At 62.6% G+C, this 14,144-nt stretch carries 15 protein-coding genes; 6 read left to right on the top strand and 9 right to left on the bottom strand.

All coding sequences use genetic code 11. The annotated features are described in order from the left end of the window. Position 1 precedes the first annotated feature (1 nt). Entirely contained in the window at positions 2 to 1,042 is a 1,041-nt protein-coding gene (locus E4631_RS20685; RefSeq protein WP_133655784.1) for a UDP-glucose--hexose-1-phosphate uridylyltransferase, read from the bottom strand. 145 nt (positions 1,043 to 1,187) lie between these two features. Next, positions 1,188 to 2,357: a galactokinase gene (gene galK, locus E4631_RS20680; RefSeq protein WP_133655785.1), complete on the bottom strand. Its 1,170-nt coding sequence runs from the start codon at positions 2,355 to 2,357 to the stop codon at positions 1,188 to 1,190. Between the two features lie 167 nt (positions 2,358 to 2,524). Here galK and E4631_RS20675 point away from each other — a divergent pair, with 167 nt between their 5' ends. Beyond that, positions 2,525 to 2,722, top strand: coding sequence for a hypothetical protein (locus E4631_RS20675; RefSeq protein WP_133655786.1), 198 nt, complete (start codon positions 2,525 to 2,527; stop codon positions 2,720 to 2,722). A gap of 78 nt (positions 2,723 to 2,800) precedes the next feature. On the opposite strand, the gene E4631_RS20670 is transcribed toward E4631_RS20675, so the two are convergent. The 3 genes from E4631_RS20670 to E4631_RS20660 all read right to left on the bottom strand — a co-directional run bounded on the left by E4631_RS20670 (position 2,801) and on the right by E4631_RS20660 (position 5,272). Further along, the gene (locus E4631_RS20670; RefSeq protein WP_133655787.1) at positions 2,801 to 3,460 is read right to left on the bottom strand and encodes a sterol desaturase family protein; all 660 of its coding nucleotides are present in this window, start codon (positions 3,458 to 3,460) and stop codon (positions 2,801 to 2,803) included. 53 nt (positions 3,461 to 3,513) lie between these two features. Beyond that, positions 3,514 to 4,059 carry a shikimate kinase gene (locus E4631_RS20665; RefSeq protein WP_133655788.1) on the bottom strand — a complete coding sequence of 182 codons (546 nt, stop codon included), beginning with the start codon at positions 4,057 to 4,059 and terminating at the stop codon, positions 3,514 to 3,516. A 151-nt stretch (positions 4,060 to 4,210) separates the two neighbouring features. Beyond that, positions 4,211 to 5,272 (bottom strand): ABC transporter permease, encoded by a 1,062-nt coding sequence (locus tag E4631_RS20660; RefSeq protein ID WP_133655789.1) that lies wholly within the window; start codon positions 5,270 to 5,272, stop codon positions 4,211 to 4,213. 407 nt (positions 5,273 to 5,679) lie between these two features. On the opposite strand from E4631_RS20660, the gene E4631_RS20655 reads away from it, so the two are divergent. Beyond that, complete coding sequence (locus tag E4631_RS20655; protein WP_133655790.1) at positions 5,680 to 6,270, top strand: hypothetical protein; 591 nt, start codon at positions 5,680 to 5,682, stop codon at positions 6,268 to 6,270. A gap of 96 nt (positions 6,271 to 6,366) precedes the next feature. Beyond that, a complete protein-coding gene (locus tag E4631_RS20650) occupies positions 6,367 to 8,550 on the top strand; it encodes an ATP-binding protein (protein WP_133655791.1) in 2,184 nt (727 codons plus the stop codon). 127 nt (positions 8,551 to 8,677) lie between these two features. On the opposite strand, the gene E4631_RS20645 is transcribed toward E4631_RS20650, so the two are convergent. Then, complete coding sequence (locus E4631_RS20645; protein WP_240735111.1) at positions 8,678 to 9,820, bottom strand: BT_3928 family protein; 1,143 nt, start codon at positions 9,818 to 9,820, stop codon at positions 8,678 to 8,680. 40 nt (positions 9,821 to 9,860) lie between these two features. Next, entirely contained in the window at positions 9,861 to 10,418 is a 558-nt protein-coding gene (locus E4631_RS20640; RefSeq protein WP_133655792.1) for a DUF1599 domain-containing protein, read from the bottom strand. A 167-nt stretch (positions 10,419 to 10,585) separates the two neighbouring features. Between E4631_RS20640 and folP the strand changes: the two genes are divergently transcribed. Then, entirely contained in the window at positions 10,586 to 11,479 is an 894-nt protein-coding gene (folP, locus tag E4631_RS20635; RefSeq protein WP_240735109.1) for a dihydropteroate synthase, read from the top strand. A 46-nt stretch (positions 11,480 to 11,525) separates the two neighbouring features. Next, complete coding sequence (gene cdaA / locus E4631_RS20630; protein WP_133655793.1) at positions 11,526 to 12,341, top strand: diadenylate cyclase CdaA; 816 nt, start codon at positions 11,526 to 11,528, stop codon at positions 12,339 to 12,341. On the opposite strand, the gene E4631_RS20625 is transcribed toward cdaA, so the two are convergent. After that, a complete protein-coding gene (locus E4631_RS20625) occupies positions 12,338 to 12,757 on the bottom strand; it encodes a hypothetical protein (RefSeq protein ID WP_133655794.1) in 420 nt (139 codons plus the stop codon). The genes cdaA and E4631_RS20625 overlap by 4 nt on opposite strands. Positions 12,758 to 13,081: 324 nt before the next feature. Here E4631_RS20625 and E4631_RS20620 point away from each other — a divergent pair, with 324 nt between their 5' ends. Next, positions 13,082 to 13,381, top strand: a complete 300-nt coding sequence (locus tag E4631_RS20620) for a KGG domain-containing protein (protein ID WP_133655795.1) — start codon at positions 13,082 to 13,084, stop codon at positions 13,379 to 13,381. A 99-nt stretch (positions 13,382 to 13,480) separates the two neighbouring features. On the opposite strand, the gene E4631_RS20615 is transcribed toward E4631_RS20620, so the two are convergent. Further along, positions 13,481 to 14,125: a response regulator transcription factor gene (locus E4631_RS20615; RefSeq protein ID WP_133655796.1), complete on the bottom strand. Its 645-nt coding sequence runs from the start codon at positions 14,123 to 14,125 to the stop codon at positions 13,481 to 13,483. Between the last annotated feature and the right edge of the window lie 19 nt (positions 14,126 to 14,144).

The raw sequence follows: 14,144 nt of genomic DNA, 5'->3' as shown, positions 1-14,144 counted from the left end.
GTTACTGCTTTTTATAGTGCACGCTCGGCAGCGCACGCAGGCGCTCGGCGGCCTGCTCGGCGGTGATGTCGCGCTGGGCATTGGCCAGCAGCTCGTAGCCCACCATAAACTTCTTGACCGTGGCCGAGCGCAGCAGGGGGGGTAGGAAGTGCATGTGCAGGTGCCACTCGGGGTAATCCTGGCCATCGGTGGGGCGCTGGTGGAAGCCGGACGAGTACGGGAAGCTGATTTCGAATAGGTTATCGTACTTGATGGTGAGCTGGCTCAGGATGTCGGCCAGGCCGTCGCGCTCGGCCTCGGTGAGCTGAGTGAGGTCCTGCACGGCACGGCGCGGCAGCACCATCGTCTCGAAGGGCCACACCGCCCAGAAGGGCACCAGCGCCACCCAGGTGTCGTTTTCGACCACGAAGCGGGTCTTGGTCTTCTCCTCAATGGCGAGGTAATCGCTGAGCAGCGTGCGGCCGTTTTTCTCGAAATAGGCTTTTTGGGCGCGGCTTTCTTTGGCGGGCAGGTCGGGCACGGTGCGCTCGCTCCAAATTTGGCCGTGCGGGTGCGGGTTAGAGCAGCCCATCACAAAGCCCTTGTTCTCAAATATCTGCACGTAGTTGATAGTTGGGTCAGCGCCCAGCTCGCGATACTGCTCGGTCCACAGGTCCACCACGCGGCGGATTTCCGACAGCTCCATCTCGGGCAGCGTCAGGTCGTGGCGCGGCGAGAAGCAGAGGACGCGGCAGCGGCCGGTTTCGGCTTCGGCGCGCAGCAGGCCGCCTTCGGCGTAGGTGCCGGTTTCGCCGTCGGGCAGTAGGGCCGAGAAGTCGTTTTGGAACACAAACTGGTGCTCGTACTGCGGGTTCACGTCGCCGCTGGTGCGGGTGTTGCCGGGGCACAGGTAGCAGGTGGGGTCGTAGGCGGGGCGCTCGTCGGGCTGGGGCTTTTCCTGCTGGCCCTGCCAGGGCCGCTTGGCGCGGTGCGGCGATACCAGCACCCACTCATCCTGCAAGGGGTTGAAGCGGCGGTGGGGTTGTTCGGTGAAATCAAACATGGCGAGAAGACTAGTTGAATGAGAATAAAAGCCGTCTGTCATTGCGAGCGCAGCGCGGCAATCGTACCTGTCCGAAACCTGAACGACTCGTTCTGGTGCGATTGCCGCGCTACGCTCGCAATGACAAATAGCGCAGATAACAAGGCTACTCCTCGTTGAGCAGTTCCCCTACCCCATCGGCTAGGGTAGTTACGTACGTATCCAGCTTGAGGTCCAGCTGGTCGTGGTAGCCCTGCTTCATGTAGGTCAGAAATTCCTTGACTTGGTCAGTGGCCACCAGGTTGAGGGTGCAGCCGCCGAAGCCGCCGCCCATCATGCGGGCGCCGTAGCAGCCGGGGGCGTTGTGGGCCAGGCGCTCCAGCACATCGAGTTCTTTGCAGCTCACTTGGTAGAGGTCGCGCAGGCCGGCGTGGCTGGCATAGAGCAGCTCGCCCACTTCGGCCAGCGACTTGCCCTCCGCGAGGCGGGCGGTGACATCCTGCACGCGCTGGTTTTCCTCCACCACGTAGCGGCAGCGCTTGGTTACGACCTCGCCCATTTCGGCCTGGGCGGCGTCGATGTCGGCCAGCGTAGCATCGCGCAACGAGGTAATGGCCGGGTTGTGCTTCTGCAAAATCGCTACCCCCTCGGCGCACTCCTCGCGGCGCTTATTGTACTCCGAGTCGGCGAGCGCGTGCTTCACGCCCGAGTTGCAGAGCACCAGGCGGCTGGCGCTGGTGTCGAAGGGAAAATACTTGTACTCCAGCGAGCGGCAGTCGAGCTCCACCACGTGCCCGGCCCGGCCAAAAAGGCTGGCAAACTGGTCCATGAGCCCGCACATGACCTTGGCATACTCGTGCTCGGCCGTTTGCGAGAGTTGGGCCAGCGTCATGGTATCGAGCCGAAGGTCTAGTAAATTATTCAGGCCCCAGGCCACGCCGCACTCGAGGGCCGCCGACGAGGACATGCCCGACCCGCTCGGAATATTACCCCCGAAGGCGCAGTCGAAGCCCGGCACCTGGGCCCCGCGCTGCAGCAGACCCGCCACCACGCCGAGCTGGTAGTTGGCCCAGTGGCCGTCGGGCAGGGGCGCAATGTCGGCCACCGCCACCTCGTAGGTCGCGTCGAAGTCGAGGGCCGCCAGCCGAACGCGGTCGGTGCCATTGAGGCGCATAGCAAAGCGGATTTCCTTGTCGATGGCCGCTGGCAGCACCAGGCCGTCGTTGTAGTCGGTGTGTTCGCCGATGAGGTTGATGCGGCCGGGCGCGCGCAGCACCAAGGCCGGGGCAGCGCCAAAGTGCTGCGTAAAGGCAGCGGAGAGAGTGGGATATTCCATAGGGATGCAAAAGTGGCGGATATTCCTGGATAAGGGGTGAGTAAAATCGCCAAAAAGCGGGTAGTAACCCGCCGAGCCAACCTTTTTACGCCGATTGTAGTAAGCCAAGCCATAGAAGCTGCCCCGCGGCAGGTACTCATAATTACTTCACCTCCTGATTATTCTCCATGACTACTTCGCGTCTTCCTCTGCTATTCCTATTTGCCGTGCTGGCCTCCACGCTCACGGGCTGCTCGCTGGCGGGCGATATTTTCAAAGGCGGCCTCTGGATAGGCGTCATCGGTGTTTTTCTGGTGGTGCTCGTTATCTGGTGGCTGGTTTCCAAAATGAGCGGCGGCAGCGGTGGTGGCGGCACCTCCGTTTAAGCTACATCAACTGCATAAAAAAAGCCGGCGCTTCCAGATGGAAGCGCCGGCTTTTTTGAGGGGGGTAGGGGGCAAACGCTATGAGCGCTTGGTAGGCATGGTGCCGATAATGTGGTCCCAGAGGGTGCTGCTCACGCCAAATGCTACCTCGTCCTGGCGGTAGTGGTGCTGGGCGTGGTGCGTCCACCACACTTTCAGAAAGTTTTTGGGTGGCGCATACATGTGAATGGCGTAGTGCACAAACAGGTACATCGCGTAGCCGAAGGTGAAGCCCGCCAGAATGCCAAAGGCCCAATTGCCGAACGCAAACCGGAAAATGAAGAACAACAGCGAAGCCACAAACACCGTCAGGATGGGCGGCATGGCCAGCCGGGTTTCATCCTTGGGGTACTCATGGTGCACGCCGTGCATGGTGTACTGAAACTTAATCCGGCCCGGCGACGTGGCCGGAATATGATACAAATAGCGGTGCACCAGGTACTCCGCAAACGTGAAGAGCAGCAGCCCGCCCAAAAACAGGCCTAGGCCCGAAAAGCCCACCACGAACCCCCGGGTGATACCGTAGTACAGGCTCACGAGCGCCGTGGCCACAAAAATGCTGACCGGCAGCGCAATGTGGGTGTGCGAAAGCCGCTCCAGCACGGGGTTCTTAAATAGCTGGGCCGAGCCCTTGTGCTTGGGCCGAACCGGGGCTGCCGTCGGTGCGGCCGGTTGGTCCGTGATAGTGTCCATCTCCATACGAAAGCGAATATAACCAGGTAGTTTAGTGCAAATTTACGCCAGCCCCGGCTTTAGGTTGGAGTAGGCGCAAAGCCGGCCGCGGTCAGCGCCGAGATGATAGCCGCCGCAGTGGCAGCTCCGGCGTGGCGCAGGTGAGCTTGGTGGTAGAACCGTTCGCGGGCGGCCAAGGTTCGGTTGAGGTGCGCAGAAAGGGCCTGGGCGGGCGTTTCGCCGGGGCTGGTGGGCGCTGCCAGCAGCGGGCGGCTGGTGCGGCTGCGCCCCAGCCGGCGCACCAGCTCGGGCAGCGGCACATCGAGCCACAGCAAAAAGCCGCTGCTGCGCAGCACCGCCACATTGTCGTGAAAGCAGGGCGTGCCGCCGCCTGTGGCCACCACCAGGGGGGTAGGCCGGGCGGCCACGGCGCGTAGCGCCGCCGCTTCGCGCGCCCGAAAGCCCGCCTCGCCCTCGCTGGCAAAAATGGCCGGAATAGACTGCCCCGCCTCGGCCACAATGGCGGCGTCGAGGTCCAGAAACTCGCGGCCGTAGTGCGCCGCCAGCTGCCGGCCCAGCGTGGTTTTGCCCGAGCCCGGCAAGCCAATGAGGTAGAGGTGGTTCATGGTTTTGGAGGATAAAAATCGCCTGTCATTGCGAGCGCAACGAAGTGAAGCGTGGCAATCTTTCCTGGTCGTTCGCTTCACTAGGGTAGTAACCCAACGGCAAGGAAAGATTGCCGCGCTTCACTTCGTTGCGCTCGCAATGACAAAAGGCCTAATTGATTCTAACCCGCGGGTCGAGCAAGGCATACAGCATATCGACGCCGATGTTGACCAGCACGAAGATGGCGGCCACGAAGAGGGTAGCGCCCATCACGACCGGAAAATCGAGGTTCTGCACGGCTTGCAGCGTGGTAGTACCCAAGCCTTTCCAGTTGAAAATATATTCGATGAAAAACGCGCCCGCCATGAGCGAGGCCAGCCAGCCCGACACGGCCGTGACCACCGGGTTGAGGGCATTGCGCAGGGCGTGGCGCCGCACCGTGCGGCCGGGACTCAGGCCCTTGGCCCGCGCCGTGCGGATGTAGTCCTGGCTTAGCACATCGAGCATGCTGGAGCGCGTGAGCTGCATGATGATGGCCAGCGGGCGCACGCCCAGCGCCACGGCCGGCAGCAGCAGGTTGCGCAGCACCAGGTGGCGCTGGGCCGTGAAGGGGTCCGTTTCGTAGAGCTGGCCGGTCAGGCTCAGGCCCGTCCAGTGGCTCCAGTAAAAGCCAAAGCTGACGGCAATGAGAATGGCCGCCACAAACGAGGGCACCGAAATGCCCAGCACCGAGCCGGTCACGAGCACCCTATCGAGCCACGACTGCGGGCGCAGCGCGGCGGCCACGCCCAGCCCTACCCCCCCCACGGCGGCCAAGAGCATGGCGGCCAGCGCCAGCCACAGCGTGCCCGGAAACCGGTCGAGCAAGATGCTCAGCACGTCCTGGTTGCTCTGAAACGAGCGGCGCAGGTAGGGCCATTTCAGCACCAGCGCCCGCTGCCCGCCCAGCGGCAGCAGCCCTACCCCCCCGTAGCGGGCCCGGCCGGCCGAGTCGCGCGGGTGCACGCCCAGCGGCGAGGCGTCATTCAGGTAGCCTAGCAGGCGGGTGGGCAGCGGCTGGTCGAGGCCCAGGTCGGCCCGGATGGCGGCTTTGGTGGCCACGTCCGAGCGCTGGCCGGCCAGCAGGGCGGCCGGGTCGCCGGGCAGCACATTAAACAGAAAAAAAACCGTGCAGGCCACGCCCACCAGCACAAGCAGGCCCTGGCCCAGGCGGCGCAAAAGGAAGAGAAGCATACGCAAAGACAGCCGTTGAGCTGCGCAAAGATGAGCCCGACTCGCCCTACTGGCACCCGGCCGCCCCGGCGCCGGCCGCTGCCCTGGCCAACGCCGGGCGCTCAAAATTCAGTGCTGACACTGATGTAGCGCCCTGGTTATGCAGTTTACTTTTATGGATGGAGCTTCAGCCGCTTCGGGAGGGGGTAGCCGCCTTGCGCCGCCGCCCGCTGGGGCGAAGGCGGAAAGTTGTTTCATGTCGATTGCTCCGTGTCTTACTCACTAATTATCAACTAAATAACCCTGGGTAGCCAGCCTTACTTAACGAGCAAGCCCCGACTTGAATGAGTGGGGGCCAGTTGCCGGCGCCGCCAGGAGGGCTGAGATGGTGGGCCGCTACTACACACGCTTTTTTACCCCCAACGCGCATGAAACTGCCACCTTTCCCGCCTCACCAAAAGGCCAAAGTCCTTAGGCCGGCCATCTTATCCATCCGGTTTACGGGTGAGGATACGCCCGATTCGGCGTACCAAAAGTCTGCGATGCTGTACCGAACCGTTTTAGGCACCGAGCCAAAGGTGGGAAGAACAGACAACTACCAATACTATGCTTTTCAGGTAGGCTCGAACGCAGAACCTAAAAAACGGGACATAGAGCTGCGCCTGGAGCTGCGCGCAACTGACGACACCCCACTGAAAAACCGCACGGTTATCTACTGGGAAATCTGGCCGGCTAAAAACCCTGATGCAACTAAGCAAATCAAAGAGGACCTCTCTAAGCTGGGCTACACCCGCGTGCTGGAAGACGCGTCTCTGGCGGCGGAAGGCAGTTTTGTGGTTGGCGACAGCAGCAACTACTTTTTTGGGGGCAGCCCCAACGTCAATTTTCCGCCGCACTTTGTTGAAGAGAGGGAAGGCTTTTTTGCCACCGCCAGCCCGATTGCCGGGCTGCTGCTAGGGCTGGCGGTGGGGCCGCTTGTGCTGGGCGCCCTGGGGCTGCTGCGCGGCTCGCGCCGGTAGGCTCCCGCCCCGTGATAACAGTCGCTCTACCGGGTTCGGCGCGGCCGCTACCCAGCCAGATGCCGATACCAGCTATTGCGCCCCGCGCTCCCGCTTATGAGATGCTGGCTTGCTTTGGCAGCGCTTAGCTGCTCACTCTGCTTTCGTGCCCTTGCGGCCCCGCCGCGGGGGGTAGACAGCCTATATACGCTGCTGAAGCGCGATGCGCGGCAGGATACCACGCGGGTGCAACGGTACCAGACGCTATCAGATTTGTTGGCGAATGACTTGCCGCAGGTTATTGCCTTTTCGCAAAAAGCCCTGGTGCTGAGCCGGCGCCTCCACTACTCAAAAGGCGAGGGCAGCGCGCTCATCAGCCTGGGTACGGCGGCCCGGCGGCAGGATAACTTCCCGCTGGCGCGGCGCTACGCGCAGCAGGCCCTGGCCGTATTTGCCCGCAGCAAGGACGTGAGCGGCCAGGCCCGGGCCTACCTGCAGCTGAGCCTGATAGACGAGATGACGGGCGTGAACCTGGTGGCGGCGCTGCAAACTGCCCTCAAAGGGCTGACCTACGCCGAACGCGCCCACGACCACGAAACGCAGCTGTACTTGCAGTACACGCTGGGCGACATTTACATCAAGCTGGGTAACTATACCGACGCGCTACGCACGCTCCAGGCCACGCTTGCGGGCGGCCAAAAACTTGCTAATCAGCCCGTAGTGGGCGCAACGCTAACCCTGCTGGGCCGAACGCACCTGCTGCTGAAGCACTGGCCCCAGGCTACCCGGTATTTTCGGCGCGCGGCCCGGCTGCACCGCCAGATGGGCGCCATCAGCAATGCCACCACCGATGAGATTAACCTGGCCGAGATGTACGCGCAGCAGGCCAATTATGCGCTGGCCCTGGCGCACGGCCAGGCGGCCCGCGCCCTGGCGCGGGCCCACCACGATACCTATAACCTGCCCGGCGCTGAGCTGGCCCTAGCCAGGGCCTACCTGCACATGGGCTACGCCGACAGCGCCCTGGTGCTGGCGCAGCATGGCTTTGCCCTCAGCCAGCAGGTGAACGACAAAACGGGCCTGGCCGATGCTAGCGATATCCTGGCCCAGACCTATGCCCGGCGCCGCGATTTTGCCCCGGCCTACCACTACCAAAGCCTGTGGGTGAGCTACCAGGACTCATTGGCGGGTGCCGAAACGCAGCGCAAAACCAGCGCCCTGCGTTACGGTTACGAGTTGGGCAAGAAGCAGGACCAGATAGCGCTGCTCACGCAGGCGCGCCAGCTGCAGCGCCTGCAGCTGTGGGGCCTGCTGGCGGGCCTCGTGGGCACGGTGCTGGTGGTGGGGCTGCTGGTGCGCAACATCTACCTCAAGCAGCGCGCCAACCGGGTGCTGGGTGAGAAAAACGCCTACATTGCCCACCAGCGCGACAACCTCGACCAGACGGTGGTGGAGCTGCGCGCTACCCAAAGCCAGCTGGTGCAAACCGAAAAGATGGTGGCGCTGGCCGCCCTCACCGCCGGCGTGGCCCACGAGATTCAAAACCCCCTCAACTTCGTCAACAACTTCTCGGAGGTGGGCCTGGAGCTGGCCATCGAGCTGGAGGCGGAAACGCAGAAGCCGACCCGTGACGCGGCCCTGGAAATCGACCTGCTGGCCGATATCAAGCAAAACCTGCTCATCATCAACCAGCACGGCATGCGGGCCGGCGACATTGTGAAGGGAATGCTGGAGCACGCCCACGCCGACAAGGGCCAGCGCCAGCCCCTCGACCTGAACAAGGCGGCCGAAGAGTACCTGCGCCTGGCCCACCACAACCTGCAGCTTAAAAACCAGGACTTTACCTTTACCCGCACCCTCGACCTGGACCCGCGCTTGGGGCTGCTGCCGCTGGTGCCCCAGGAAATAGGGCGGGTGCTCCTCAACCTGTTTGCCAATGCTGTGTATGCCGTGCGGCAAAAGGCGGCGCGGTTGGGCCCGGCCTACGTGCCCGAGGTGCGCGTGAGTACTGCCCGCCAGGGCGAGCAGGTAGTGCTGCGCGTGCGCGACAACGGTACGGGTATTCCGGCGGCGGTTATCAAAAAGATATTTGACCCGTTTTTCACCACCAAGCCGCCCGGCGAGGGCACCGGCCTGGGGCTGTGGTTCAGCTACGATATCATCACCAAAAGCTACGGTGGCACGCTCACCGTAGCCACTGAGGAGGGCGAATTCACCGAGTTTACGCTGACGCTGCCCGGCACGCCTACCCCCCCGCTGGCCGTCGAAGCGCCCGCGCTGGTTGCCGTGAGCCAGGACTAGGGTTCTGCCGCAAAACGCCTGTCATGGCGAGCCTGCGAAGCAATCGCCCCAGAACGATGCCCGAACGACTCGTTCTGGGGCGATTGCTTCGCAGGCTCGCAATGACAAATCCTGTTTTATAAGCCGGTTACTGAATGGCTTTCTCGACCTGGTAGAGGGCCGGAATGTCGTGGTAATGGTACTTGGCCATCACGGTGCCGTCGTGCAGCACCAGCAGGCCGGGGTTGGAGCGAATGACGGACTTGAGCACCGTGGCATCGGCAAAGGAATAGGGGGTAGCGAGGTTCACGTCGTGCCGAAACGAGTCAAACTTGCCCGCCGCCGTGCTCGTGATGGTCAGCACATCAATGTGCTTGCGCGACTTGGCGGCCTCGGCAAAGAGCTGGTTGAACTGCTCGAAGCGCTCGCGGTCGGCCTTATTGGTATTTTGCACGATGAGAATCAGCTTGTTGCCGGTGAGCACCTGCTTGGTTATGTCGTTGCCGTCGGGGTCGGTAATGACGAAATCGGTGATAAGCGGCTTCGACTTCTCGGGGTTGAGCACCGTCATCGACTGGTATTTCCAGGTCGAGTCGGTTGGGAAGTCGTTGGCCGTCAGCGTTTGGCCATTGCGCGTGAAGGTGTACTGGTAGCGCGGCGCCTCGGCCGGCTTCATCAGCTTAGGAATGTTGTTGCCCACTTTATAGGGCAAAAAATCGAAGTACGGCAGGTGGCCGAGCGCCCGCACCCCAATGCCAATGGCCAGCGCGCTGGCAAACGTCATGGCCATGAGCCCGCCCATGCCCCGCACAAAGGAGCGCCGCAGGTGCTTCAGATTGAAAAACACTACCCCCCACAAAAGCAGCAGGAACAGGTCTTTGGTAAACGACGTCCAGGGCGTGAGCTTGATGAAGTCGCCGAAGCAGCCGCAGTCCGTCACCTTGTTAAAGGCGGCCGAGTAGAAGGTGAGAAACGTGAAAAACACGAGCAGCGCCAGCAGCGCGTACAGCGTTTGGCGCAGGTACCAGCGCAGCAGCAGCGCCACGCCCAGTATCACTTCGAGCGAGCTGAGGGCCACGCTCAGGAAGCGGCTGGCATTTTTGAGCGCATCAAAAAGCCAGCTCAAAAACGGCACGTCGTCGGCAAATACCTCGAAGTATTCTTCGAGCTTGTAGGCCGTACCCACCGGGTCGTTGAGCTTGATGAGGCCCGAAAAAATAAACAGGATGCCCAGCATCGCCCAGCACAGGCGGGTAACTTGGCGCATCGGCTGGGGCAGGTAAATCTTCATAAAGGAGGTAGGCAAAGGTCGTTACGTCCTGGCTAGGCCCTTACGGGCGCGGCGCGGCAGCGGCCGCTTCTTCATGCAAAATGAGTGCAAACACAGCGTAGTTCAGCATATCGCGGTAGCCGCCCTCTACGCCTTCGCTCACCAAGGCTGCCCCACCAAGATTTTCGAGCTGCTTAATGCGATGCAATTTCATGAGAATGAGGTCGATGATGCTGCTTATGCGCATCTGGCGCCACGCCTCGCCATAGTCGTGGTTTTTGGCTAGCAGCAGCTCGCGGTTTAAGGCATTTTCGTGGTCGTATGCAGCAGTTACCTGTTCTGTCGGCAAGTCGAGCGGCGCCTCGGCTGGCAGGCGCAACTGCATCAGCGCGATAAGGCAGTAATTGACGATGGCCACTAATTCGTCGTCGATGCCATCGGCCACTTTTTGTACGCCAGCCTCCTGTATGGTGCGGATGCGGTTGGCCTTGATAAAGATTTGGTCCGTGACGGACGGCAAACGCAGGATGCGCCAAGCCGTACCATAGTCGTGCGTCTTAGCCAGAAATAGCTCGCGGCAGATGCTGAGGATTAGGTCGTATTGCGCGGGAGTTTGCAAGGGATATAGCGAATGAGTGGATGAAGGAGCCGACAGCGCTCAGCGCACCTCTGCGTAAACCTCTGCGCCCTCTGCGGGAAATGACGCCCGCGCCGTGCGGGCCGAAAACCCCCGCAAGTTCGCCCGCAATGCCGGATATTTAACCCCTCATTCGCCCTACCCCCCCCGTGCCCACCCCCCTGCTTACTCACTTACTGCATAGCCCCCACGGCCGGCTGCTCGACCTGCGCCAGCCCCAGGTAATGGGCATTCTCAACGTCACGCCCGACTCGTTTTACCCCGGCTCGCGCCTCGGCCCGGCCGATGAAGCCGCCCTGCTGCACCGCGCCGAGGCCATGCTGGCGGCCGGCGCCGCCGCCCTCGACGTGGGCGGCTACAGCTCGCGCCCCGGCGCCGACGACATCAGCCCCGACGAAGAAAAAAGCCGCCTGCTGCCCGCCCTGGCCGCCCTGCGCCGCGAGTTTCCGCAGGCGTTCATCTCGGCCGATACCTTTCGGGCCACCGTGGCTGCCGAGGCCGTGGCCACCGGCGCCGACCTCGTCAACGATATCGGCGGCGGCACCCTCGATGCCGATATGCTGGCTACCGTGGCCCGCCTGCGCGTGCCCTACTGCCTCATGCACCTCAAGGGCACGCCCCAAACCATGCGCAGCCTGGCCCACTACGAGGAGGATATTGTGCTCACGCTGCTGCGCTTTTTCCGCGACCAGTTGGCCGCCCTGCGCCAAGCCAACGGCGGCCAGCCCCTGCCCGACGTGCTGCTCGACCCCGGCTTCGGCTTTGCCAAAACCCCGGCCCACAACCACGAGCTGCTGCGCCGCCTGCCCGAGCTGCAGCCCCTGGGCTACGGCCTGCTGGTGGGCCTCTCGCGCAAGGCCATGGTGTACAAGCCTCTCGGCCTGGGCCCCGAGGCGGCCCTCAACGGCACTACGGCTTTGCACGTGCTGGCCTTGCAGGGCGGCGCGCGCCTGCTGCGCGTGCACGACGTGGCCGAGGCCCGCCAGACCATTGCCCTGCTCACGGGGGGGGAGGGCGGTGGGGTACCACGGGCCCGGCTTTAAAAAAGCGGCGCGGCGGCCGTTCTTTGCGGCGCCAACTTCCTTTTCCTTGTCGCTCCCCTACCCCTTTTATTTCCTGCACCTCGGGCTGGTCGATGTGGCCGACGTGCTGCTCGTGACCTGGCTGCTGTATCAGCTCTATAAGCTGCTGCGCGGCTCGGTGGCCCTCAATGTGGCGCTCGGGCTGCTGAGCCTATACCTGCTCTACCTGGTGGTGAATGCGCTGGGGCTGGGGCTGTTGTCGGCCATCTTGGGGCAGTTTATGAGCGTGGGCGTGCTGGCCAGCATTATCCTGTTTCAGCAGGAAATCCGGCGGTTTTTGCTCAATGTGGGTAAGGTGGCGCTGGAGGGCGGCGGCCCGCTGGGCTGGTGGCGGCGGCCCAGCCGTGCCAGCGGCGGCGCGCCCAGCATTCTGCCCTTCGTAGAAGCTGCCAAAAGCCTGGCGGGTAAGGAAACCGGCGCCCTCATCTGCTTCACCCTCACCTCCGACCTCAGCGCCTACGCCGAGTCGGGCGACCGCCTCGATGCCGAGCCCAGCAAGCGCCTGCTGCTGGCCATTTTCAACAAAAACTCGCCCCTGCACGACGGCGCCGTGATAGTAGCCCAGGGCCGCCTCATGGCCGCCCGCTGCATCTTGCCCGTGAGCCAAAACCCCGAGGTGCCCGCCGCGCTGGGCCTGCGCCACCGCGCCGCGCTGGGCCTCACCGAGGCTTCCGATGCCGTAGTATTGGTAGTAAGCGAAGAAACCGGCCAGATGAGCCTGGTGCGCCACGGCGAAATTTACCGCGGCCTGGCCGCTTCCGAGCTTAAAGCCCGCTTGCAGGAATGGCTGCTTAGCAGCCCCTTAGCCCCGGCGGGTAGCTAGGCGGCCAGCAGGCCAGAGCCTTGGCTGCGCCGCTCGGGCAGCAAAAAGTCGGGGCCCTGGTAGGCGCTGGCCGGCAGCAGGTGCAGGTCGGCATCGGCGTAGGGTTGCAGCTCCTGGGCCAGCTCGGGCAGCATGCCGCACCAATACAGCGTAGAGCCCAGGCGCCGGGCATAGGCAGTGGCCCGCAGCAGCGTTTGCTGCCCCAGGTGCGTGAGTGCCTGCAGCTGCTGGCAGTCTACCCAGGCTTGTACAGGGCGGTTTTCGAGCATTTGCTGCACGGCTTGCAGCAGGTGCACGGCATCGGCGGGGGTGGTGCAGCTGCCTCGCACGCTCATGCCTACGTTGCGCTGATAGCTGCCCAAGTGAATGGTGAGCGCGCCCATCGGCAGAATCAGCAGGAAGAAAGCGTTACTCATGAGTGGGAGCGGGAAGCCACGGCGGCAAAGGTAAAACTCGGGAAGGATATGTCGGATAAATAAAGGGCTGGTTTTAGTAGGTATTTATACCTGTTTTCAGGTAGTAGATAACGGCTCACGTGCGTGAAATAGTATGGCCATACGGTTCAGCTACGTGTTTTCCGCAACTACCCGTAAAAACCCGCAGAGGTCCTCCGTATTAATTGGTAATTATGCTGTGAATAAAGGGTTTATGCAAATAAAGGCAACCGATGGGTGCTACTTAGCTGTTGCAACACCGAAAGTATCCCCCATTAGTCAACCATCATTTTATTCTCACTTACCATGAAGCAAGCCCTCGCCCCTACCCCCCTTTCCACAAGCGCTACCGTAGTCAATACGTTCAAAACCCGCCCCGCCGCCCGCATCGGCGATGGCAGCCGCACCAGCCGGCGCGGCTTTGCCAGCATGGACCCCACCGAGCAGCGCCGCATTGCCAGCGAAGGCGGCAAAGCCTCGCACGCCAGTGGCCAGGGCCACAAGTGGACGGCCGACGAAGCCCGCGCCGCTGGCCGCAAGGGTGGCCTCACCAGCCGCCGCGGCCCCAGCCGCTCCACTACCACGCCCAGCGCAGTTACCAAGTAGCGCCCCTGTAGCGTCATAGGCACTAGTCTTTAGTGAGAAAAGCCCGGCCTCCGCTCGTTGCGGCAGCCGGGCTTTATGCGTTGGGCGGGGGGTAGGGCGCTAGTCGAGCAGGCCCTGCGTCACGGCCAGGTGAATGAGGGCGGCCGTGTTTTTAGTCTGGGTCTTTTCCAGGATATTCTGGCGGTGGGTTTCGACGGTGCGCTTGCTGGTGAAGAGCTTTTCGGCAATCTCGTTGGTGGTGAGGCCCCCGGCCAGCAGCTGGAGTACCTCGGTTTCGCGGCGCGACAACTTGTGGGCCTTCGTAACCTCTTCCTCCCCCTCTTCCTTAACGAGTATTTTGCGGAGTATGCTCAGGCCCAGCTCGCTGCACAAAAACTGCCGGCCCGCAATAACCGTTTGGATGGCCACCAGTATTTCGGCTTTCTCGGCGCTTTTCAGCACGTAGCCAGAAGCCCCGGCGTCGAAGAGCTGGCCGATGTAGCGCTCGTGGGCCAGCATGCTCAGCACCAGAATGCGCACCTCGGGATACTCGGCGCGCAGGCGCAGGGTAGTGGCCAGGCCATCGAGCACGGGCATGTTGGCATCGAGCAGCACCACGTCGGTGGGCGTCGTGGGCAGGCTGTCGAGCAGCTCCTGGCCATTGCTGGCTTCGCCCACTATCTCGATGGTGGGCTCGGCCGCTAGCATAGCCCGAATGCCATCGCGTACGATGGTGTGGTCGTCGACTAAAAATATCCGGCTCATGGGTAAAAATAGAGGGAGT

It is taken from the genome of Hymenobacter sp. UV11 (genome assembly GCF_004684095.1).
GTDB lineage: Bacteria > Bacteroidota > Bacteroidia > Cytophagales > Hymenobacteraceae > Hymenobacter.
The sequence above is the reverse complement of the archived record's forward strand: the minus strand, read 5'-3'. Positions and strand labels throughout refer to the sequence as shown.

What these genes read in the sequence shown, in the direction of transcription:
- E4631_RS20685 (WP_133655784.1), bottom strand. Translation starts at nt 1,042, where the DNA reads ATGTTTGATTTCACCGAACAACCCCACCGCCGCTTCAACCCCTTGCAG.
- galK (WP_133655785.1), bottom strand. Translation starts at nt 2,357, where the DNA reads ATGGAATATCCCACTCTCTCCGCTGCCTTTACGCAGCACTTTGGCGCT.
- E4631_RS20675 (WP_133655786.1), top strand. Translation starts at nt 2,525, where the DNA reads ATGACTACTTCGCGTCTTCCTCTGCTATTCCTATTTGCCGTGCTGGCC.
- E4631_RS20670 (WP_133655787.1), bottom strand. Translation starts at nt 3,460, where the DNA reads ATGGAGATGGACACTATCACGGACCAACCGGCCGCACCGACGGCAGCC.
- E4631_RS20665 (WP_133655788.1), bottom strand. Translation starts at nt 4,059, where the DNA reads ATGAACCACCTCTACCTCATTGGCTTGCCGGGCTCGGGCAAAACCACG.
- E4631_RS20660 (WP_133655789.1), bottom strand. Translation starts at nt 5,272, where the DNA reads ATGCTTCTCTTCCTTTTGCGCCGCCTGGGCCAGGGCCTGCTTGTGCTG.
- E4631_RS20655 (WP_133655790.1), top strand. Translation starts at nt 5,680, where the DNA reads ATGAAACTGCCACCTTTCCCGCCTCACCAAAAGGCCAAAGTCCTTAGG.
- E4631_RS20650 (WP_133655791.1), top strand. Translation starts at nt 6,367, where the DNA reads ATGAGATGCTGGCTTGCTTTGGCAGCGCTTAGCTGCTCACTCTGCTTT.
- E4631_RS20645 (WP_240735111.1), bottom strand. Translation starts at nt 9,820, where the DNA reads ATGAAGATTTACCTGCCCCAGCCGATGCGCCAAGTTACCCGCCTGTGC.
- E4631_RS20625 (WP_133655794.1), bottom strand. Translation starts at nt 12,757, where the DNA reads ATGAGTAACGCTTTCTTCCTGCTGATTCTGCCGATGGGCGCGCTCACC.
- E4631_RS20620 (WP_133655795.1), top strand. Translation starts at nt 13,082, where the DNA reads ATGAAGCAAGCCCTCGCCCCTACCCCCCTTTCCACAAGCGCTACCGTA.
- E4631_RS20615 (WP_133655796.1), bottom strand. Translation starts at nt 14,125, where the DNA reads ATGAGCCGGATATTTTTAGTCGACGACCACACCATCGTACGCGATGGC.